Annotated in this window: 19 protein-coding genes; 1 reads left to right on the forward strand and 18 read right to left on the reverse strand. The window is 65.2% G+C overall.

What is annotated here, in order from left to right:
- Window positions 1–59: 59 nt before the first annotated feature.
- The 13 genes from ACQR0W_RS19060 to pdhA all read right to left on the reverse strand — a co-directional run bounded on the left by ACQR0W_RS19060 (window position 60) and on the right by pdhA (window position 14,243).
- The gene (locus ACQR0W_RS19060) at window positions 60–1,298 is read right to left on the reverse strand and encodes an urea ABC transporter substrate-binding protein (RefSeq protein WP_434840723.1); all 1,239 of its coding nucleotides are present in this window, start codon (window positions 1,296–1,298) and stop codon (window positions 60–62) included.
- Window positions 1,299–1,395: 97 nt separating this feature from the next.
- Window positions 1,396–2,448 (reverse strand): substrate-binding domain-containing protein, encoded by a 1,053-nt coding sequence (locus ACQR0W_RS19065; protein ID WP_316172811.1) that lies wholly within the window; start codon window positions 2,446–2,448, stop codon window positions 1,396–1,398.
- 199 nt (window positions 2,449–2,647) lie between these two features.
- A complete protein-coding gene (locus tag ACQR0W_RS19070; RefSeq protein ID WP_316175310.1) occupies window positions 2,648–3,124 on the reverse strand; it encodes a GNAT family N-acetyltransferase in 477 nt (158 codons plus the stop codon).
- A gap of 47 nt (window positions 3,125–3,171) precedes the next feature.
- Window positions 3,172–3,888, reverse strand: a complete 717-nt coding sequence (locus ACQR0W_RS19075; protein ID WP_409977886.1) for a tetratricopeptide repeat protein — start codon at window positions 3,886–3,888, stop codon at window positions 3,172–3,174.
- A gap of 103 nt (window positions 3,889–3,991) precedes the next feature.
- Window positions 3,992–5,716, reverse strand: a complete 1,725-nt coding sequence (gene ilvD / locus ACQR0W_RS19080) for a dihydroxy-acid dehydratase (RefSeq protein ID WP_316203334.1) — start codon at window positions 5,714–5,716, stop codon at window positions 3,992–3,994.
- Window positions 5,717–5,952: 236 nt separating this feature from the next.
- Window positions 5,953–6,924, reverse strand: a complete 972-nt coding sequence (locus ACQR0W_RS19085) for a tripartite tricarboxylate transporter substrate binding protein BugD (RefSeq protein ID WP_315711666.1) — start codon at window positions 6,922–6,924, stop codon at window positions 5,953–5,955.
- Between the two features lie 90 nt (window positions 6,925–7,014).
- Window positions 7,015–8,256 (reverse strand): threonine synthase, encoded by a 1,242-nt coding sequence (locus tag ACQR0W_RS19090; RefSeq protein WP_434840754.1) that lies wholly within the window; start codon window positions 8,254–8,256, stop codon window positions 7,015–7,017.
- 127 nt (window positions 8,257–8,383) lie between these two features.
- Window positions 8,384–9,805 (reverse strand): dihydrolipoyl dehydrogenase, encoded by a 1,422-nt coding sequence (lpdA, locus tag ACQR0W_RS19095; protein ID WP_434840722.1) that lies wholly within the window; start codon window positions 9,803–9,805, stop codon window positions 8,384–8,386.
- A 32-nt stretch (window positions 9,806–9,837) separates the two neighbouring features.
- On the reverse strand, window positions 9,838–10,074 hold the full coding sequence (locus tag ACQR0W_RS19100; RefSeq protein WP_315827498.1) for a hypothetical protein: 237 nt from the start codon (window positions 10,072–10,074) through the stop codon (window positions 9,838–9,840).
- A 39-nt stretch (window positions 10,075–10,113) separates the two neighbouring features.
- Complete coding sequence (locus ACQR0W_RS19105) at window positions 10,114–11,469, reverse strand: pyruvate dehydrogenase complex dihydrolipoamide acetyltransferase (RefSeq protein WP_316170151.1); 1,356 nt, start codon at window positions 11,467–11,469, stop codon at window positions 10,114–10,116.
- 2 nt (window positions 11,470–11,471) lie between these two features.
- Window positions 11,472–11,777: a DUF5076 domain-containing protein gene (locus tag ACQR0W_RS19110; protein WP_015666657.1), complete on the reverse strand. Its 306-nt coding sequence runs from the start codon at window positions 11,775–11,777 to the stop codon at window positions 11,472–11,474.
- An 18-nt stretch (window positions 11,778–11,795) separates the two neighbouring features.
- The gene (locus ACQR0W_RS19115; RefSeq protein ID WP_315827496.1) at window positions 11,796–13,190 is read right to left on the reverse strand and encodes a pyruvate dehydrogenase complex E1 component subunit beta; all 1,395 of its coding nucleotides are present in this window, start codon (window positions 13,188–13,190) and stop codon (window positions 11,796–11,798) included.
- Window positions 13,191–13,220: 30 nt separating this feature from the next.
- Window positions 13,221–14,243: a pyruvate dehydrogenase (acetyl-transferring) E1 component subunit alpha gene (pdhA, locus tag ACQR0W_RS19120; protein ID WP_315711659.1), complete on the reverse strand. Its 1,023-nt coding sequence runs from the start codon at window positions 14,241–14,243 to the stop codon at window positions 13,221–13,223.
- 480 nt (window positions 14,244–14,723) lie between these two features.
- Here pdhA and ACQR0W_RS19125 point away from each other — a divergent pair, with 480 nt between their 5' ends.
- Window positions 14,724–16,403, forward strand: coding sequence for a methyl-accepting chemotaxis protein (locus tag ACQR0W_RS19125; RefSeq protein WP_315711658.1), 1,680 nt, complete (start codon window positions 14,724–14,726; stop codon window positions 16,401–16,403).
- 134 nt (window positions 16,404–16,537) lie between these two features.
- On the opposite strand, the gene ACQR0W_RS19130 is transcribed toward ACQR0W_RS19125, so the two are convergent.
- The 5 genes from ACQR0W_RS19130 to ACQR0W_RS19150 all read right to left on the reverse strand — a co-directional run bounded on the left by ACQR0W_RS19130 (window position 16,538) and on the right by ACQR0W_RS19150 (window position 20,479).
- Window positions 16,538–16,855, reverse strand: a complete 318-nt coding sequence (locus ACQR0W_RS19130) for an FtsB family cell division protein (protein ID WP_315711657.1) — start codon at window positions 16,853–16,855, stop codon at window positions 16,538–16,540.
- A gap of 80 nt (window positions 16,856–16,935) precedes the next feature.
- Window positions 16,936–17,646: a GNAT family N-acetyltransferase gene (locus tag ACQR0W_RS19135; protein WP_316187138.1), complete on the reverse strand. Its 711-nt coding sequence runs from the start codon at window positions 17,644–17,646 to the stop codon at window positions 16,936–16,938.
- A 26-nt stretch (window positions 17,647–17,672) separates the two neighbouring features.
- Window positions 17,673–18,464, reverse strand: coding sequence for an aldolase (locus ACQR0W_RS19140; protein ID WP_316187139.1), 792 nt, complete (start codon window positions 18,462–18,464; stop codon window positions 17,673–17,675).
- Window positions 18,465–18,604: 140 nt separating this feature from the next.
- The gene (locus ACQR0W_RS19145) at window positions 18,605–19,162 is read right to left on the reverse strand and encodes an NADPH-dependent FMN reductase (protein ID WP_316165286.1); all 558 of its coding nucleotides are present in this window, start codon (window positions 19,160–19,162) and stop codon (window positions 18,605–18,607) included.
- A gap of 147 nt (window positions 19,163–19,309) precedes the next feature.
- Window positions 19,310–20,479, reverse strand: a complete 1,170-nt coding sequence (locus ACQR0W_RS19150; protein WP_315750946.1) for a serine hydrolase domain-containing protein — start codon at window positions 20,477–20,479, stop codon at window positions 19,310–19,312.
- Window positions 20,480–20,702: the final 223 nt, after the last annotated feature.

The following is a 20,702-nucleotide window of genomic DNA, read 5'->3' on the forward strand; positions in this document are numbered from 1 at the left end:
CTTTCCAGGCAGTCCAGGAGACAACGGGTCCCGCCGATGCGGCGGGACCCGAAAGCGCGTCAGAGATTGATGATGTACTGCTTGGTATCGTTCGGGTTCTTGACGAGGTCGCAGACACTCGCGGTGTCCGCCGGCTTGGCATCGGTGTAGGTTTCCAGCACCGACCATTTGCGATCCTTGACTTCGGCCAGGAACGCGTTGCGGACGGTGTGATGGGTCGGCTTGTCCAGCGAGACCTTGCCGCTGGGGCCGTCGAAGACGAGGCCGCTTTCGAGCGCCTCGATCACCTTCATGCGGTCGATGCTGCCGGCCTTCTTGACGCCCTCGGCCCACAGCATCACGCCTTCATAGGTGCACGAGGCGAGCTCGCTGATGTAAGGCGAATCCGGATGCGCCTTCTTGATCTTCTCGACGAAGCTCTTCGAGGCCGGCGTGGTCAGCTCCTCGAAATAGCCGTAGGCGCCAATGACCCCATCGCTTTCCGCCGCGTCCAGCGTCGAGGGCTCGTTGACGAGGCCAAAGGTGGTCGAGGCGATCGGGATCTTCGATTTCATGCCGGCGGCGGTCCACTGCCGGTAGAACGCGGTGTGGTTGCCGCCGACCAGCGCCGACAGGATGAGGTCGGGCTTGGCCGCCTGGATCTTCGAGATGGTCGAGCCGAAATTGGTCACGTCGAGCGGGAAGAAGTCGGTCGAGAGAATCTCGCCGCCATTGTCCTTGCAGTACTTGGTCATCCACTTCGCGGTGATCTGACCGTAATTGTAGTCGGCCGCGATGATGTAGGCCTTCTTGCCCGCCTTCTTCATCGCGCTCGGCACCAGCTTCTCGACCGTCTGCGCCGGCGTGGTGCCGGTGCAGAAGGTGTTGCGGTCGCAGACGCCGCCTTCGTACAGCGTGTTGTAGAAGTACAGCACCTTGAAGCGGTCGAAGGTCGGCCGGATCGCCTCGCGCGAGGCCGAGGTGATGCCGCCGTGCACGACGTCGACCTTGTCCTTCACCGCCAGCTGCTGGGCATATTGCGAGTACAGCTGGATGTTGGACTGGGTGTCGTAGTGGATGACCTTCAAGGGACGTCCGAGCAGGCCGCCGGCGGCATTGATCTCATCGACGGCGAGCTGCAGCGCGTAGACCATCGGCGTGCCGGAGGTGCCGATCGGGCCCGACTGGTCGTGCAGGCTGCCGACCGTGATCGGGTTCTCGGCCGCGAGCGCGCCTGAACGGAACACCGCAGGTGTCGCGATCAAGGTCGACGTCGCGATGGCCGAGCGTTGCAGAAAACGACGGCGGGAAAAAGTCATCAGGGGTCCCCATCGGTTGGTGATGCTGTTGCACAAGTCGCGCAAAGTTTAAAATTACAATATTTGAAAATGCAAGTTCTTTTTGGCGCGGCAGCGCTCAGTGTGACGATGCGACAACCGAGAAATCGTAGCCGTCCAGCTCGGCGAGGTGGATCGGGTGCCGGCCGCCAACCACCGGCTGCGCCTCCGTGCCGCGCGCCGTGCGCCGCTGCAGCGTGCGCCCGAAGAAGCGCCTGAGAACGCGCGCATCGAAGCTCTCTGCGCGCTCGATCAGCGCGGCGAGCGCGTGAATGCCCTCGTAGCAGGACTCGCCATAGCCGTTCGCGGGCGGCGGGTTGTCGCCGAACGCCGTGTAGTAACGCTCCAGGAAGGCGCCGTTGTTGCGCGAGCGCAGCGATGCAAAGTAGCTGGAGGCGACGAAGACGTTCTCGGTCTCGCTGCTGTCGAGTCCATAGACGATGGTCTCGTCGAAGGCCGAGGAGAAGCGCAGAACGTGGCGGCTGAGCCCGGCGGCGCAGAAGGCGCGGCTGAAGGCGATGCAGTCGAAGCCGAGAAAGACCGGGAGAACGACGTCGCTGCGCGTGGTCTTGATACGATCGAGCATCTCGTCGAAATCATGCACGCCGACCGGCACGTAGTGCTCTCCGGTGACGACGCCGCCGTATCGCGCGATCAGGCGCTTGGCGATGTCGAGCGAGGAACGCGGCCAGATGTAGTCGTTGCCGCACAGGAAGAAGCGCCGGGCGTGCTTGCACTCCGAGAGCCATTGGATCGCGGGTGCCAGCAATTCGCCGGCGGTCTCGCCCGTGGTCATCACATCGCTGTTCGCCGGCAGGCCCTCGAACTGGGGCGTGTAGACGAACGGCACGCGGCCGCGCGCGGCCTGCGCGACAGGATCGCGCGCGTAGCTCGGCAGCATGCCGACGAGGCCGTCGACGGCGAACTCGTCGACCGCTTCGACCGCGGCCCGACCCGCGCTGGCGGCGGTTGCGCCGGCGTCGATGACGATCAGCTCGACCTGTCGGCGGCGGATGCCGGCGGCCTGGTTCAGCTCGGTCACGGCCAGCCGCCCACAGGCTTCCGCGGAGGGGGCCCACAACCCCGCCGAGCCGCGCTGAGGAATGATCAGGCCGATCCGAACGCTGTGCAAACGTGCCGCCTCTGCTGTTGCAGAGGATTTGCACTCACGAATCGTGCCAAGCGCGTTTTGGCGTCATCGCGGTCGTTCGTGTACCAAAGTTCGCCGATTTTGGTTCTGGAACCTGACGCTGGTCAGAACATCGGCGCGCCGACGCCTATTCGTTAGGCATCCGCTGCCATGGCCTCGATGTGTCGTCGCGACCCGCGACTCACCGCGCGGGACCGAGGGTTTTGCGCATCGGATAGGAGGCCGCGGTGCCGAACTTGCCGGCGGGCACGCCGACATCGGCGTAGCCGCGGGCGAGATAGAATCGATGCGCGGTCTCGGTGCTCAACAAGGCGATCTCCCTTGCACCAAGCGCGAGCGCCCGCCGCTCCAGCTCGGCCACCAGCGCCGAGCTGATGCCGCGAAACCGGGCTTGCGGCGACACGTAGTTGACCGTGATCTCGCCGGGATGGGCGAGCCCGCCGACCGCGAGAATCGCACCATCCTCGACCGCGACCAGCAGTGAGCGCCCCTGCCCGTCCGCCCACTGCGCCACGTTCTGGGGTGTCTTGTTGGCCAGCCAGCGCGCCAGGATCTGCGGGTCGCCGCGGTGGTCGTCCCTGCACAATTCGGAAATCGAGGCCCGCAACACGGCGCAGGCCGCCTCGGCATCGTCAGCCGTCGCATCGCGGATGATCATCGCAGCCCCTCTCTGGAACGGAGGGAACGCGATGCATTCCGCTCCTGCTACTCGCGCTTGCCCTGCACCCAGCTCTCGAGCATCTGCAGCGCCGAGGCGCGGTCATCGTCCGAGGCCTTGGCGAAGGCGCGGTTGTAGCTCTCCTTGATCCAGGCTTCGTCCGGACCGGCGCTGTCGCGCGCCAGCGTGAGCCACATCAGTCCGCGCGCCGGCTGGCGCGGCAACCGGTCGCCGTTGAACAGCATCTGACCAAGCAGCGCCTGGGCCTGGTGCTGGCCCTTCTGCGCGGCGAGGCCGAGCCAGCGCGCACCATAACGGAAGTCGTCGCGCGAGGCATCCGCGGTCTTCAGGTACATCCGCGCCAGGTCGTACTGGGCGTCCGCATTGCCGAAGTAGGACGCCGCATAGGAGAACATCTCCCGCGCGCGATCCGGATCGGCCTTGACCTTCGTGTTGGGGATGCCGCTCAGGTAATAGCGGCCGAGCGCGACGAAGGCATTGGCGACGATCTGCGCCTGCGGCGCCGACGGGCTGTCCTCCGCATGCGCATTGGCGATGCGGCTGAAATAGTCGAAGGCGCGCATGTCGTCGCGCGCAACGCCATCGCCCGCCGCATACATGCGGCCGAGCTTGAACTGCGCAATCGGGTGACCTTCCTCCGCCGCGTATTGCAGCGCCGTCAGGGACTGCGTGGGTGAGGTCGAGGACGTCGTCGCGGGCAGCGCCTTGCGCAGCGCGCCGGCGCCAGCCTGCTGTCCAGCCACGGGGATCGCCGGCTCCTGGTTGACCGGAGCGCCATCGAACGCGAACGATGGCGTCGGCAACGCGAGCGGGGCAACCCCCAGCATCAATGCGAAAAGGATCCGATCAGATGTCCGCATAGCAATACTTCTCTTGCGCACCACCTGGATGGGTCACGGCGCCCGCCACGGCCGGCCCCACCTGCTGGGCATATTTCCAAAGTGCACCTGACGTGTGATGCGTCTCACGCGGCGTCCACCTGGTCTTGCGTGTCGCCAGCTCGGCATCGCTCAACTTCACGTTAAGGATGCCCGCCTCGGCGTCGATCTCGATGATGTCGCCATCCTCGACCAGCGCGATCGGTCCGCCGACCGCCGCCTCCGGTCCGATATGGCCGATGCAGAAGCCCCGGGTCGCGCCCGAGAACCGGCCGTCGGTGATCAGCGCAATCTTGCCGCCCATGCCCTGCCCGGTCAGCGCCGCCGTGGTCTGCAGCATTTCCCGCATGCCCGGACCGCCGCGCGGCCCCTCGTAGCGAATGACGATCACGTCGCCTTCGCGATAGGTGCGCTTCTGGACGGCGTCAAAGGCGTCCTCTTCCCGATCGAAGCAGCGGGCCGGCCCAGAGAATTTCAAGTTCGACATGCCCGCGACTTTCACGATCGCGCCCTCTGGCGCGAGATTGCCTTTCAGACCGACGACACCCCCGGTTGCAGTGATCGGCTTGTCAGCCGGCATCACCACGTCCTGGTGCGGATTCCACTTCACGCCTTTGAGGTTTTCGGCGATCGTCCGGCCGGTGACTGTGAGGCAGTCGCCGTTCAAATAGCCATGGTCGAGCAACGTCTTCATCAAGAGCGGAATGCCACCAGCCTCGAACATGTCTTTGGCGACATAGCGGCCACCCGGCTTCAAATCCGCGATATAAGGTGTCTTTTTGAAGATTTCGGCGACGTCGAATAAGTCGAACTTGATGCCGGCCTCGTGTGCAATCGCAGGTAGATGCAGCGCAGCATTGGTCGACCCGCCGGACGCCGCCACAACCGCAGCGGCATTCTCCAGGGATTTTCGCGTGACGATGTCGCGCGGGCGGATATTGGCGGCGATCAGCTCCATGACCTGTTCGCCGGCGGTCATGCAGAAGGCATCGCGGATTTCGTAAGGCGCCGGGGCCCCGGCCGAATAAGGCAGCGCCAGCCCGATCGCCTCGGACACCGTCGCCATCGTGTTGGCCGTGAACTGGGCGCCGCAGGCGCCAGCCGACGGACAGGCGACGCGCTCGAGCTCGTCGAGGTCGTCGTCCGACATGGCGCCCACCGAATGCTTGCCGACAGCCTCGAACATGTCCTGCACGGTGACCTGCTGGCCGCGGAAATTGCCGGGCAGGATCGAGCCGCCATAGATGAAGATCGAGGGCACGTTGAGCCGGACCATCGCCATCATCATGCCCGGCAGCGATTTGTCGCAGCCGGCGAGGCCGACGAGCGCATCGTAGGAATGGCCGCGAATCGTCAGCTCCACGGAATCGGCGATCGCCTCGCGCGACGGCAGCGACGAGCGCATGCCGTCATGGCCCATCGCGATGCCGTCGGTCACGGTGATGGTGCAGAATTCGCGCGGCGTGCCGCCGGCGTGCGCCACGCCCTTCTTCACCGCCTGAGCCTGCCGCATCAGCGCGATGTTGCAGGGCGCAGCCTCGTTCCAGCACGAGGCGACGCCGACGAAGGGCTGATGGATCTGCGCCGTGGTGAGGCCCATGGCGTAGAGGTAGGACCGATGCGGCGCACGCTCGGGCCCTTCCGTCACATGACGGCTGGGCAGCCTGCGCTTGATGTCGGTCTTCGCGTCCATCGCTGTTTTGGCCTCCCGGTGCTGCGGAGAACGCTCAAAATCCGGCAAGTGGATTTTCGGCAGCCTCACACGCACTGGTTATGTTCTGATCAAAGTATTTCACGACCAGGTGTGGCTAAAAAGCGGCGCGTTTGCGGAGCGCCGGAGATTGTTACCAAAACTTCGTAAACTGTGGCGACGTCGCAACATTCGTGGCCGATGCGCAACCATGTGCGGTTGGGCGTGGCAGGGCGAGCCTACTCCGGCACCACTCCAGCGGCGCGGATCATCGGCCACCATTTGCGGATCTCGGCGCGCTGCAGGGTTCCAAGCGCGGCGGGGCTGCGCTGATCGGCCGCCGGCATCTGCAACCCCAGGTTTTTCAACTGATTTTTCACATCCGGCTCGTCCAGCGCGGCCACCGCCGCCGCATTGAGGGTGTCGACGATCTCCTTGCTGGCGCCCTTCGGCAGCCAGAGGCCCGACCACAGGGTCATGTGGAAGCCCGGCAGGCCGGCCTCGTCGGTGGTCGGAATCTCCGGCGCGGACTCGAGCCGCTTGGCGTCGGTGACGGCGTAGGCGCGGATCGTCCCGGCACGAACCTGGTTGATGGCGTTGGAGGTCTGGTCGACGATCAGATCGATCTGGCCGGCGACCAGATCGTTCATCGCCGGTCCCGTGCCGCGATACGGCACATATTGCAGCTTGAGGCCGGTGACCTGCTCGAAATAGAGCCCCGCGATATGGCTGCCGGAGCCATTGCCCGCGGTGCCGGCCGACACGGGATTCGGCTGCGACTTCACCCAGGCGAGAAACTCCGGCAGCGACTTCGCCGGGATATTGTTCCTGCTGACGATGATCATCGGATTGCTCGGCAGCAGCACCACCGGCTCGAGATCGGCTTCGAGGTCATAGCCGAGCCGGTAGACGGCGCCGTTGGCGACATGGGTGCCGAGATGGCCGAAGCTCACGGTGTAGCCGTCGGGCTTCGAGCGGACGGCACGGCCCACGCCGATCGAACCGCCCGCCCCTGTTACGTTCTCGATCAGAACGGGCTGGCCGAGCGTCTGTCTCATGTGCTCGGCGAGGATGCGCATCATCGCATCCGATGGGCCGCCGGCAGCGAATGGCACGATCACGGTGATCGCGCGCGAGGGATAATTGTCGGCGCGCGCCGGCTGCATCAGCGCAAGACACACCAACAGCACGGCGCAAAGAGCTCGTCGCATCACGTCCTCCCTTGTGTCGCACGCACCGGCGGCAGACGCGAATGCGTCTGCGCCGGAGCATGTGCCCGAGGCCGCGGTGCTGGTTGTTAGTTAGAACTGCCCGAAGTCGATCGGCTGGTGACGATCGAGCGTGCGGGTGACCGGCGGCAGCGGATATTTAAGTCCTGTCGCGCAATTGAACAGCATGACGCGATCGTTTTTCGTTACGCGCCCGTCGGCCAGGCTCTGCTTGTAGGCGGCATAGGTCGCCGCGCCTTCCGGGCACAACAGCAGCCCCTCCTCGCGCGCGACTTCGCTGAGCGCAGATGAAATCTTCTCATCATCGACCGCAATGGCGAAACCTTTGCTCTCGCGCACCGCGCGCAGGATGAGAAAATCACCCACCGCCTGAGGCACGCGGATGCCGGACGCGATGGTGTGGGCGTCTTCCCACCGGGTCGCATGCTCGACGCCCTGCTCGAAGGCCCGCACCATCGGCGCGCAGCCCGAGGCCTGCACCGCGACCATGCGCGGACGCTTTGCGCCGATGAAGCCGATCTTCTCCAGTTCGTCGAACGCCTTCCACATGCCGATCAGGCCAGTGCCGCCGCCGGTCGGATAGAAGATCACGTCGGGCACGTCCCAGCCGAGCTGCTCGGCAAGCTCCAGGCCCATCGTCTTCTTGCCCTCGATGCGATACGGCTCCTTCAGGGTCGAGGTATCGAACCAGCCGACCTTGGCCTTGCCCTCGCCGACGATCTTGCCGCAATCGTCGATCAGTCCGTTGACGCGGTAGACGGTCGCGCCCTGCAGCTCGATCTCGCTGACATTCACCTCCGGCGTATCGGCCGGACAGAAGATCGTGGTCTTGATGCCGCAGGAGGTCGCATAGGCCGCGAGCGCAGCACCGGCATTGCCGTTGGTCGGCATCGCCATGTGCTTGATGCCGAGCGCCTTGCCCATCGACACCGCCATCACGAGGCCGCGCGCCTTGAACGAGCCGGTCGGCAGCCGGCCCTCATCCTTGACGATGATCTCGCCGCCGCCGAGCTTCTTCGACAGCTTGGGCAGGCTGATCAGCGGTGTCATGACTTCGCCGAGGCTGACGATGTCCTGGCATTTGCGCACCGGCAGCAGTTCGCGATAGCGCCATATGTCGGCCGGACGCTGCGCCAGCGCGTCCTTCGTGAGCGCCCGCTTCACGCCTGCGAGATCGTAGCGCACCAAGAGCGGCTTGCCGGCCTTGGAGAGGTTGTGGACCTGATCCGCCGGATAGTGATCGCCTTCCATCGCGCATTCGAGATGGGTGACGAAGGTCGGACGTTCGATGGTGAGATTGTCGCTGGATTTCACGGCAGTGACTTTCTGGCTGCTGTCGTCATTGCCGGGCTTGACCCGGCAATCCATCCCCTTCGCAAGAGTCTTCCCGAAGCGTGATGGATGCGCGGGTCAAGCCCGCGCATGACGAGCGGGGACGGAGCTACATGTTCAGCACGCGGCCGTAGGCGTCGAGCACGGCTTCCTTCATCATCTCCGACAGGGTCGGATGCGGGAATACCGTGTGCATCAGCTCTTCCTCTGTCGTCTCGAGGTTCATCGCCACGACATAGCCCTGGATCAGCTCGGTGACCTCGGCGCCGACCATGTGGGCCCCGATCAGTTGTCCGGTCTTCTTGTCGAAGATCACCTTGACCAGGCCCTGGTCCTCGCCGAGCGCAATTGCCTTGCCGTTGCCGACGAAGGGGAAGCGGCCGACTCTGACGTCGCGGCCCTGCTCCTTGGCCTTGGCCTCGGTGAGGCCGACCGAGGCGACTTGCGGATGGCAATAGGTGCAGCCCGGAATGAGGTTCTTGTCCATCGGGTGCGGATGCAGGCCCTTGATGGCCTCGACGCAGACCACGCCCTCATGCTCGGCCTTGTGCGCGAGCATCGGGGGACCCGCGACGTCGCCGATCGCGTAGACGCCGGGGACGTTGGTCTTGCCGTAGCCGTCGATGACGATGCAGCCGCGATCGGTCTTCACCCCGAGCTTCTCGAGGCCAAGATTCTCGATGTTGCCGACAACGCCGACCGCCGAGATCACGCGATCGAACTCGACCGACTCGGTCTTGCCCTTGCCGTCGTCGATCGTCGCCACCACGCTGTCGCTCTTCTTGTCGAGCTTGGTGACCTTGGCGCCGGTCATGATCTTGAGGCCCTGCTTCTCCAGCTGCTTGCGCGCGAGGCCGGCGATCTCGGCGTCCTCGACGGGCAGGATCTGCGGCAGCACCTCGACCACGGTGACGTCAGAGCCCATCGTGCGGAAGAACGAGGCGAATTCGATGCCGATCGCGCCAGAGCCGACCACCAACAGCGACTTCGGCATCTTGTCAGGCACCATCGCCTCGAAATAGGTCCAGACCAGCTTCTTGTCCGGCTCGAGGCCCGGCAGCACGCGCGGCCGCGCGCCGGTGGCAACGATGATGTGCTTCGCCTGATAGGTCCCCTCGCCCAGCGCGCCCTTGGGCGCCTCGACGTCGGATTTGGTCACCGTGATCTTGCCGGGCGCGTCGATCGCAGCCTTGCCCCAGATCACCTGGACCTTGTTCTTCTTCATCAGGAAGCCGACGCCGTCATTGAGGCGCTTCGAGACGCCGCGCGAGCGCTGCACAACCGCCTTCGGATCGTAGGAGATGTTCTCCGCCGACAGGCCATAGTCCTTGGCGTGCTGCATGTAATGATAGATCTCGGCCGAGCGCAGCAGCGCCTTGGTCGGGATGCAGCCCCAGTTCAGGCAGATGCCGCCGAGATAGGATTTCTCGATGATCGCGGTCTTGAAGCCGAGCTGGGCGGCGCGGATCGCGGCGACGTAGCCGCCCGGGCCGGACCCGATGATGATGATGTCGAAGGATGTGTCGGCCATGACGGCTCCCATTCAACTTAAGCAGTCGGAAATCAGACGGTGGGGCTGCGGACGGAGCGTCGCCAGATCATGGCTCGCATGACGGCTTCCAGGAGCATCAGCAGGGTGCAGATAGCGAATCCGGCGAGCGCGATCGGCGCCCAGATGCCGCGCGACAGCGCCTCGCCGGAGAAGAAGGCAGAATAGATGACGTCGATCCCGAGCGGATTGGCAAACAGCGCGGCGCTCACCAGCGCCGTGATCCAGGGCCACCGCGTTCTGATGCGCATGCGTCGGCCCCGTTTGCCATCCCGCTCCGGAAAGCAAGATCACACCATCATCATCACGGGATTCTCGATCAGTTGCTTGAAGGCGCCGATCAGCTCGGCGCCGAGCGCGCCGTCGATCGCGCGGTGATCGCACGACAGCGTCACGCTCATCATGCTCGCGATCTCGATCTTGCCGTTGCGCACGACGGGGCGTTCTTCCGAGGTGCCAACCGCGAGGATCGTGGCATGCGGCGGATTGATCACGGCGGTGAAGTGGTTGATGCCGTACATGCCGAGGTTGGAGACGGCCGTGGTGCCGCCCTGATATTCCTCCGGCTTCAGCTTGCGCGAGCGGGCGCGCGCGGCAAAGTCCTTCATCTCGCTGGAGATCGCCGACAGCGTCTTGGTCTCGGCCTTGCGGATGATCGGCGTGATCAGTCCGCCGGGCATTGCGACGGCGACACCGACATCGGAATGCTTGTGCTTGACCATGCCGCCTTCGGTCCAGCTGACGTTGCAGTTCGGGATCTTCTGCAGCGCCACCGCCATCGCCTTGATGACGAAATCGTTCACCGAGAGCTTGTAGAGCGGCTTCTTCTCCTTGTCCTTTGGAGCTGCCGCATTGATCTCCTCGCGCGCGGCGAGCAGCTTGCCGATGTCGCAGTCGATCGTGAGATAGAAGTGCGGGACGTTCTGCACCGACGCCGTGAGGCGCTGCGCGATGGTGCGGCGCATGCCGTCGTGCGGGATGACCTCGTAGGAGCCGGGCTCGAACAGCGCCAGGATCTGCTTGTCCGACATCGACGGCGCCAGCGCGGGCGCGCCTGTCGCGGCAGGTGCCGCCGACGGCGCGGCCTTCAGGCCCTTGCCGGACTTGGCGTCCTCGACGTCGCGCGCAACGACGCGGCCGTGCGGGCCGGTGCCGGTGATGCGGCCGAGATCGATGCCGGCATCCTTGGCGAGACGTCGCGCCAATGGCGACGAGAAGATGCGCGCATGACCGTTGACCTGAGGGGCCGCCGCAGGCGCGGCTGGAGCAGGAGCCGTAGCCGGCTTCGGCGCGGGCGCTGCGGCCGGTGCAGCCGTCGCAGCGGGAGCCGCCGAGGCGATGGGCTTGGCCTCGGGCTTGGGAGCTGCCGCAGCCGGTGCGCTGCCGGCGGCCTTGACGTCCTCGCCCTCGCCGGCGAGCACCGCGATCACGTCGTTCACGGGCACGTCCTGCGTGCCTTCCGGCACCAGGATCTTGGCGAGGGTGCCTTCGTCGACCGCCTCGACTTCCATCGTGGCCTTGTCGGTCTCGATCTCGGCGATGACCTCGCCTGACTTGACCTGGTCGCCTTCCTTCTTGAGCCAACGGGCGAGGTTGCCCTTCTCCATCGTCGGCGACAGCGCGGGCATGAGAATGTTGATCGGCATGATCAGTGACCTTGTTTCGACCTGGGGCTGGTGGTGCCCGTATCGGTCGGCCGAGCCAGCTCGGCTTCGAACATCTCGACGATGCGCTGCAGCGCCTCGTCTTCGGAATAATCGCTCTCGCGCGCATAGGCGCGCGCAGCATGACGGGCGACGTCGACCAGGAGCAGCCCCCACACGTCGGGCTCCTCGAACGCGCGCTGGAAGGCGATCGAGAGCCCGCCATCGAGCACGAAGGCGCGCAACACTTCGGTGGCGTCCTCGCGGCCGATTACATCGGGCGGCAGCGGCTGCTCCTTGGGTCCGGCCATATGGGCGTCCTCGACGGCTTACCGGTAGCAGACGGATTTGGCGGCCTGAACGACCTCCGCGGCCGAGGGCAGCGCGAGCTTCTCGAGATTCGCCGCATACGGCATCGGCACGTCCTTGCCGGACACGCGCGCGACTGGGGCATCGAGATAGTCGAAGGCGTGCTCCATGATGCGCGCGGCGATCTCGGCGCCGACGCCGCTCTGCTGCCAGCCCTCCTCCACCGTCACCGCGCGGCCGGTCTTCTTGACCGAGGCGACGATGGTCTCGGTGTCCATCGGACGCAGCGTGCGCAGGTCGATCACCTCGGCCTCGATGCCCTCCTTGGCAAGCTCATCGGCGGCCTTCAGCGCGTAGGTCATGCCGTTCGACCACGAGATGATGGTGACGTCCTTGCCGCTGCGGGCGATGCGCGCCTTGCCGATCGGGATCACATAGTCGTCGAGCTTCGGCACTTCGCCGGAGTGGCCGTAGAGCACCTCGTTCTCGAGAAAGATCACCGGGTTCGGATCGCGGATCGCGGCCTTCAGCAGGCCCTTGGCGTCCGCCGCGGAGTACGGCGCGATCACCTTGAGGCCGGGAACGTGAGAGTACCAGGACGCGTAGTCCTGGCTATGCTGCGCGGCAACGCGGGCGGCGGCGCCGTTCGGACCACGGAACACGATCGAGCAGCCCATCTGGCCACCGGACATATAGAGTGTCTTCGCCGCGGAGTTGATGATCTGGTCCATCGCCTGCATGGCGAAGTTGAAGGTCATGAACTCGACGATCGGCTTCAGGCCGGCCATCGCCGCACCGACGCCGATGCCGGCGAAGCCGTGCTCGGTGATCGGCGTGTCCATCACGCGGCGGGCGCCGAACTCCTGCAGCAGGCCCTGGGTGACCTTGTAGGCGCCCTGATATTCGGCGACCTCCTCGCCCATGATGAAGACGTCGCCGTCTCGGCGCATCTCCTCGGCCATGGCGTCGCGCAGCGCCTCGCGGATGGTTTGCGTCACCATCTCGGTGCCCGCTGGCACCTCGGGATCGGGCTCGGCCACGCTCTGCGGCGCAGCCACGCCGGTCGGCGCAGGCGATGCCGACACCGAAGCAGCCGGCTCGGCCGGCGGCGCCGACTGCGCGGCTTTCATCTCGGCAGCGGGTGCCGCCTTGCCGAGATCGGCCACGCTCTCGCCATCCGCGAGGATGGTCGCAATCGGCGTATTGACCGCGACGTCGGCGGTGCCTTCGGGGATCAGGATCTTGCCGAGCGTGCCCTCGTCGGTCGCCTCGACCTCCATCGTGGCCTTGTCGGTCTCGATCTCGGCGATCACGTCACCCGACTTGATCGCCTCACCTTCCTTCTTCAGCCATTTGGCGAGATTGCCCTTTTCCATCGTGGGCGACAGCGCAGGCATCAAAACTTGAATAGGCATATCAGCTCCAGAGAAACAGCTTGCGCGCGCTCAGCGGTAAACGTCGGTGTAGAGCTCGGCGACATCGGGCTCGGGATCGGCCTGCGCGAAATCGGCGGCCTCGTTGACGATCTTGCGCACGTCGGCATCGATCGTCTTGAGATCCTGCTCGCTGACCTTGGCCGCCAGCAGGCGGTTGCGCACCTGCTCGATCGGATCCTGGTCGTGACGGACCTTCTCCACCTCCTCGCGGGTGCGATACTTCGCCGGGTCCGACATCGAGTGGCCGCGATAGCGGTAGGTCTGCATTTCCAGAATGTACGGGCCCTTGCCCTCGCGGCACCAGGCAACGGCCTTCTCGCCCGCAGCCTTCACGGCGCGGACGTCCATGCCGTCGACCTGCTCGCCCGGGATGTTGAAGGAGATGCCGCGCTTGGAGAAGTCGGTCTGCGCCGAGGCGCGCGACACCGCCGTGCCCATCGCATAGCGGTTGTTCTCGATGACGTAGATCACCGGCAGCTTCCAGAGCTCCGCCATGTTGAAGCTCTCATAGACCTGCCCCTGGTTGGCCGCGCCATCGCCGAAATAGGCGACGCTGACCGAGTCGTTGCCGCGGTAGCGGTTGGCGAGCGCAAGGCCGGTGCCGAGCGAGACCTGGGCGCCGACGATGCCGTGGCCGCCGAAGAAGTTCTTCTCCATGCTGAACATGTGCATGGAGCCGCCCTTGCCCTTGGAGTATCCACCGCGGCGCCCGGTGAGCTCGGCCATCACGCCCTTGGCGTCCATGCCGGTGGCCAGCATGTGGCCATGATCACGATAGCCGGTGATGACCTGATCGCCCGGCTTCAGCGCCATCTGCATGCCGACCACGACGGCTTCCTGGCCGATGTAAAGATGGCAGAAGCCGCCGATCGCACCCATGCCATAAAGCTGACCGGCCTTTTCCTCAAAGCGGCGGATCAGCAGCATGTCGCGAAGCGCAGCCAATTCCTGTTCTCTGGTGAATTCCGGCGGCGGGCCGTTGTCTCTGTCCTGCCCTTGTTCCTTTGCGGCGGTCTTCTTCGGTGCGGCCATGGCAATTCCGGATGAGAGAAAAAGTAGCTCTCTCTAGCTCAACTCCAGGAGACGTAAAAGGACCGCGTGGCGCGTCCGAAGGCTTTGGCGTGCCGCGCTGCAATGCACACGAAATATTGCAAATACAATTCCACCATTTTTGGAATCCGACCGCAGGCCGCTACAAAAAAGAGCAGCCATCTCAGCGGATGGGACGCGTGAGGCCAAGCCGGCGACGCCCTCGACGACACCCTCATCGTTGGGATCTCGACGACGCCGACAGCGACCAAAAAACCCGACATATCGAACATCGGCATAACGGATATTCCGACCGAGCAGCGGCAGGGGGTCTCCGTGTTCCTACGGGCCTTCGAATCAATCAATTCTAAACCCTCCGCAGCGCACAATTTTTCCGAATTCATCAACGAAATCAAACAACTCAACGAAAATCCCTGGCTGCCTGGACTGTCCGGCTGCCTGGGCCCTCTGACAGGAACGAACATGGTTCTCACCATCCCTCGCCGCTTTGCGGTTCTGGTCGCGTTATCCATCGGCGTCTGTATCGTCGCCGTGGTCAGCCAGCTGCTGGCCACCCGAACAGCCCTGGTCGAAGAGCGTAAGGCCGCAGTCGTCGGACAGGTGCAATCTGCCGTGTCGATCGTGAAGGGCTTTGCCGATGCGGCGGCGAAGGGGGCCCTGACCGCGGACGAGGCGCAGAACCGCGCCAAGGCCGTGCTCCGCGGCATTCGGTTCGGCAAGAACGACTACATCTTCGTCTACCAGCCGGACGGCGTGAACCTCGTGCTTGGCCCGAAGCCGGATTGGGAGGGCAAGGGTCTGCTCAACGAAAAGGACGCCAATGGTCTGCCCTTCGTACGCGAGTTGATCGCGGCTTCGACCCAGCCTGGTGGCGGCTTCGTCAGCTATATGTTCGCGCGCGCCGGCAGCAGCGTCCCGGTGGCGAAGCTCGGCTACACCATGAAGGCCGATCCGTGGAACTGGGTTGTGGGCACAGGCGTGTATGTCGACGATCTCGACGAGGCGTTCTACGCCTCCGTCAAGGTGACGCTGATCTGGGCCGTCGGACTGATCGCCCTGCTGTGCGTTGCGACCCTGATGATCGCGCGCGGCCTGGTCCGGCCGCTGCAAGCGATCACCCGGACGATGACCGAGCTTGCGAACGGGAATCTCGCTGTGCAGATCCCGAACTCGGAACGGCGCGACGAGGTCGGCGAGATGGCCCGTGCCGTCGAGGTGTTCAAGGTCAATGCCGTCGCCCGCCAGCGGCTCGAGGCCGAGCAGAACGAGCTGGAGGCACGCCAGGCCGAGCAGCGCAAGATCGATACGATGCGCCTTGCGAACGATTTCGAGACAGCGGTCGGCCAGATCATCGAGACGGTGTCGTCGGCAGCGACCGATCTGGAGTCATCGGCCCAGTCGCTCAGCGCAACGGCCGAGCGCTCGAAGGGTCTTGCCACCGTCGTAGCCGGCGCCTCAGGCGCCGCCTCCAACAACGTCCAGTCGGTCGCCGCCGCCACCGAGGAAATGTCCTCCTCCGTGAACGAGATCAGCCGGCAGGTGCAGCAGTCTTCGGCGATCGCCAGTGAAGCCGTTGAGCAGGCCCGCAAGACCAATGAACGCGTGGGCGAATTGTCGCAAGCGGCGGCTCGCATCGGCGACGTGGTGGAGCTCATCAACACCATCGCCGGCCAGACCAACCTGCTGGCCTTGAACGCCACCATCGAGGCGGCGCGGGCGGGTGAAGCCGGCCGCGGCTTCGCCGTTGTCGCCTCGGAGGTCAAGGCGCTCGCCGAGCAGACTGCCAAGGCGACGGGAGAGATCAGCCAGCAGATTGGCGCCATCCAGACCGCCACTCAGCATTCGGTGACCGCCATCAAGGAAATCGGCGACACGATCGGCCGGATGTCGGAAATCGCCGCCACCATCGCAGCCGCTGTCGAAGAACAGGGCGCCGCAACCCAGGAAATCTCGCGCAACATCCAGCAAGCCGCCAGCGGTACGAAAGAGGTCTCCGCGAATGTTGCCGACGTCCAGCGCGAAGCAACCGAGACGGGGACGGCTTCGTCCCAGGTGCTCAACGCTGTGCAGTCACTGTCCCAGGACAGCAACCGCCTGAAGGCCGAGGTCCACAAGTTCCTCGCCACCGTGCGGGCCGCATAAGGGGCAGCCCATCAGCGATCGTCGAAGGCCCGCGCGCAGCGCGGGTCTTCCTCGTCATGGGCTTGTGGTGCCTGCGTTCGTTACGCAGACGCGAGGCGAGTCTCACAACGGATGCATCGCGGAGACCGGCTCGCTCAGTTCGGCCGATTGATCCGGATCAGATCACGCGGGTTAGCGTAGCCGAGCTGGAAGCGGGCGCGCTCATCGAGCATGTCGGGATCGACCCGGTCGGAGCGCAGCAGCGACACGCGCTTCTCACCCTCCGCCCGCTCCTGCTTCAGCCGGGCGAGCTCGGAGGTGAGCGCAATGATCTCCTGGTCGAGCTCCTGACGCGCGGTCAGGCCGTAGCGGCCGGTATAGGCGTTGATGCCGAAATAGCCGATGATGGCGGCCGCCATCGTGTAGAGGGCGAGCCCGGTCAGGAACGATTTGAGCCGCGCGCGGGAGACCATGGGCCGGAAGATGGGGCGCCTTGGTTAAGGATCTGCTAATCTACGCCGCGGCGGCTTCGTTCCGAAGGTCCCATCACGCGTCACTGGCTGACGGATTGCCGAAGCACCGTGAAACACAAGGTGGCTCGCGACACGAAGCCGAGACGCTCATACAGCGCGATCGCGGCATGATTGTCGTCTATGACGTGGAGAAACGGCGTCTCGCCCCTGCCCCTGATGGCCGTCATCAGGACCGTGACGAGCCTCTGGGCATAGCCAAGGCCGCGATAGTCCGGATGGACACAGACCGCGCTGATTTCCGTGAACCCGTCGAGGCGCATGCGCTCCCCGGCCATGGCGGCCAGGCGCTCCCCGTCACGAATACCGATGTAGCGGCCCAGCTCGCGGGTCCTGGCCAGGAACGGACCGGGCTTGGTCAGCGCAGTCAGTTCCAGCATCGCCGGGATGTCGCGCTGGTCCAGCACCTCGACCGCGGCATCCCCCACGGGATCGACCGCCGCCACGGCAACCATCTGGCGGACGCTGGCTCTGAGCCGGGCGTCAAGGCCACGCACATCGCCCGGGGGTACGGGGGTCACGATCGCAACGACATCCTCGTTGGCAAGGTCGGCGAGTTCAGACCACGCAGCATCGCTGTCGTCCGACATGGCGGCAAATGGCGCAATCGCCGCCGGATAGCGACGAGCATGCGCGGCGCCCTCCGCAAGCGCTCGGTGCCCGGTGGTCAGGGCTGACCAGACGGGGCGATCCAGCGCTGCGTGCTGCTCGGCAGAAAGCTCCAATTTGGACATCGAACCAGCCTCCAGACGATCCGTCCTCAGCTCCGGTAGACCGGCTCTTCGAGGTCGAGCATGCGCTTGACGGCCTCGAGGTGCAACCGAGCCGATTCCGCATCTCCTTCGCGCATCTGGCGATAGGCGGCCTCGGCGATCTCGGGCGCGACCGGCACCACCTTGCGGCCGGTCGACAGCGCCAGGCACTGCACCTGGCAGGCACGCTCGAGGTAGTAGAGATCGTCCCAGGCTTCGGCGATGGTCGGCGCCAGAACCATGACGCCATGATGCTTCATGAAGACGATGTCGGCATCACCGACAGCCCCGGCGATGCGATCCCCCTCCCGCGCGTCGAGCGCCAGCCCGTTGTAATTCTCGTCGACCGCGGTTCGCCCATAGAATTTCAGCGCCGTCTGCCCGGCGAAGATCAGCGGGTCGCCTTCGGTCATCGACAGCGCGGTGGCGTAGGGCATGTGGGTGTGGAACGCGACCTTGGCGCGCGGCAGCGCCTTGTGGATGCGGGCGTGGATGTAGAAGGCGGTCGCCTCCGGGCGGCCGTCGCCGGCAACGACGTTGCCGTCGAAGTCGCACACCAGGAGCTTCGAGGCCGTCAGTTCGCGGAACGCATAGCCGTAGGGATTGACGATGAAGAGGTCGTCATAGCCGGGGACCAGCGCCGAGAAGTGGTTGCAGATGCCCTCTTCGAACCCGTGCCGCGCCGCCATCCGGAAACAGGCCGCGAGGTCGATCCGCGCCTGCCAGACGGCCTCCGAGTCCAGATCCGGCTGGTTCGGGCCGGGCCTCGACGACGACGCGGGTGTGAACGAATGGGCCATCATCTGTCCTTGGCAACGCGCATCCTTGCGCAAGTCCGGCATCGCCTTGAAACGGATCGGGCAAGGCGCGTCAACGCCCGCATCATACCCGTCATGCAGTTGCCGACCGCCGCAGGTGGACGCGGCGGCGGCGAACGCGATCAGCCGTTCTGCTTGGCCACGAATGCGGCGAATGCATCCAGATATTGCTGCAACACCGTCTTGAGCGAATCCTTGACCAGCTCGCCCTGGGCGTCGAAGGCGTCGCCGACGCCATTCAGGTAGATTTCCGGCTGCCCCATGACCGGGCCCGAGATGCCAGGCATGATGTTCTGCAGATGCTTGGCCGCCGCCACGCCACCGAGCGGGCCAGGCGAATTGGAGATGAGGCCGACCGGCTTGCCCAGGAACGAACTCTGCCCATAGGGACGCGAGGCGACGTCGATCGCATTCTTGAGCACGCCGGGAATCGAGCGGTTGTATTCCGGCGTCAGGATCAGCACGCCGTTCGAGGCCTTCAGCTTCTCCCGCAGGGCGAGCCAGTCGGCCGGCGGATTGGCTTCGAGATCCTGGTTGAAGAACGACAGGCCGTTGAGCGTGGTCACGTCGATCTTCAGGCTGGCCGGCGCCAGCTTGGCGAGCGCATTGGCGATCTTCAGGGTGAAGCTCTCCTTGCGGAGACTGCCGACGAGGGCGACGATCGAATAAGGTGCGGGCATGGGGAATCCTTTGAGGAGCGGGGTGTGGAGCGCACTTAAGGCGCGCGAGCAGGAACATGCAAGTGCATGGACCATCCTCACGCGAAACACTGCGTTTCATCGCAAGCAACGCCCGAGTGTTCCCGACCCTTGCCCGCGTCGTGGAGCTCAGCCGGTCCCCTTGAGACAGCGCGTGAATTCCGCCACCGCCTGATGTGTGAGCCAGATCGCCTGCCCGTCGACCGGCTGCGCCCATGACGAGACCTTGGCGATCACGATGCCGTTGGCGGCATCGACGAACAGGTTCTGGCCGTGAATGCCCATCGCGAACATCAGCTGCGGCGCGTCGTTTGTGACGTACCAGCCGCTGCGATAGTGCATGTTGCGGCTGATCGCGGCAAAACTGTCGCGCCATTGGCCGTCGCGCCAGGCCTGCACATCGCCATTGTGCCTGATGTCGTCGATCCAACCTTCGGGAATGATCGTGTGAGAGCCCCGCCGCCCGCCTGACAGCACGAGCTGGCCGAGCCGGGCGACGTCGCGCAAGGTGGCGCAGAAGCCGCCGGTGCAGCGCGGCGCGCCGTTGCGGTCGAGGGTGATGAAGGCCTCGCCGCTCGCCCCCATCGGCTTCCACAGCAGGCTGCCGGCGAGGCTCGCGAAGCTGCGGCCGGTGGCGCGCTCGATCGCCCATCCCAGCAGATCGGTGTTGGACGAGACGTAGCTGAAGGCGCCGCCATGCGGCGCCGCCTGAGCGCGCATCGTCGCAAAGAAATCGTGCAGGTTCGGCGTCGTGCCCGGCGCGACCGGCTCCCAGCCCGCGGCGTCGGCATAGGCCTGCAGGCCGGCACCATCGAACACGACGCCCGCACGCATGTCGAGCAGCTGCCGGATCGTAGCGCCGCGATAGGCCGTGGCGGCCACTTCCGGCACATAGCGCGTGACCTCGGCGTCGACATCGAGCTCGCCGCGGCCGGTCAGGATGCCGGCCATGAGGCCGGTGATCGACTTGGTCGCCGACATCAGGATGTGCGGCGTGTCGCGGTCGGTGCCGCCGTCATACATTTCGAAGACGATGCGGCCGTCCTGCAGAATCAGGAGCCCGTCGGTCGCCGTCGCCTTCAGGAAACCGTCGAGATCGAGCGTGCCGCCCTTGGGCAGCCGCACGCTGAAATCGTCGAACGACACGAGGCTCGACGGCAGCGTCCAGGCGCTGCCCGGCGCGCTCTCGATGTCGGCGACCGGCAGGATCGCGCGGATGTTGTGAAAGGCCCAGCGGCTGAACGGCGCAGTGCGCCAGTTGGAGAGATCGGCGTTGGAGGGAGAGGGATCGGTCGACATACGAATCCTGCGGGATTTCCGAGGTGCTCGACATAGGGGTTCGCAACAGGCCCGGAAAGCCCGGCATTTCGCATATGCAAAAACGCTCAGGCCGCCCGAAGGCGGCCCCCTCTCTCCTCCGTCATTGCGAGCGAAGCGAAGCAATCCAGGGCTCGGTTGGGACTCTGGATTGCTTCGTCGCGGAGCCTGTCCTCGGGCTCGCCGGAGGCGAGACCCGGGGGCT

The organism is Bradyrhizobium sp. HKCCYLRH1034 (assembly GCF_051168375.1).
In the GTDB taxonomy this organism is placed as follows: Bacteria; Pseudomonadota; Alphaproteobacteria; order Rhizobiales; family Xanthobacteraceae; genus Bradyrhizobium.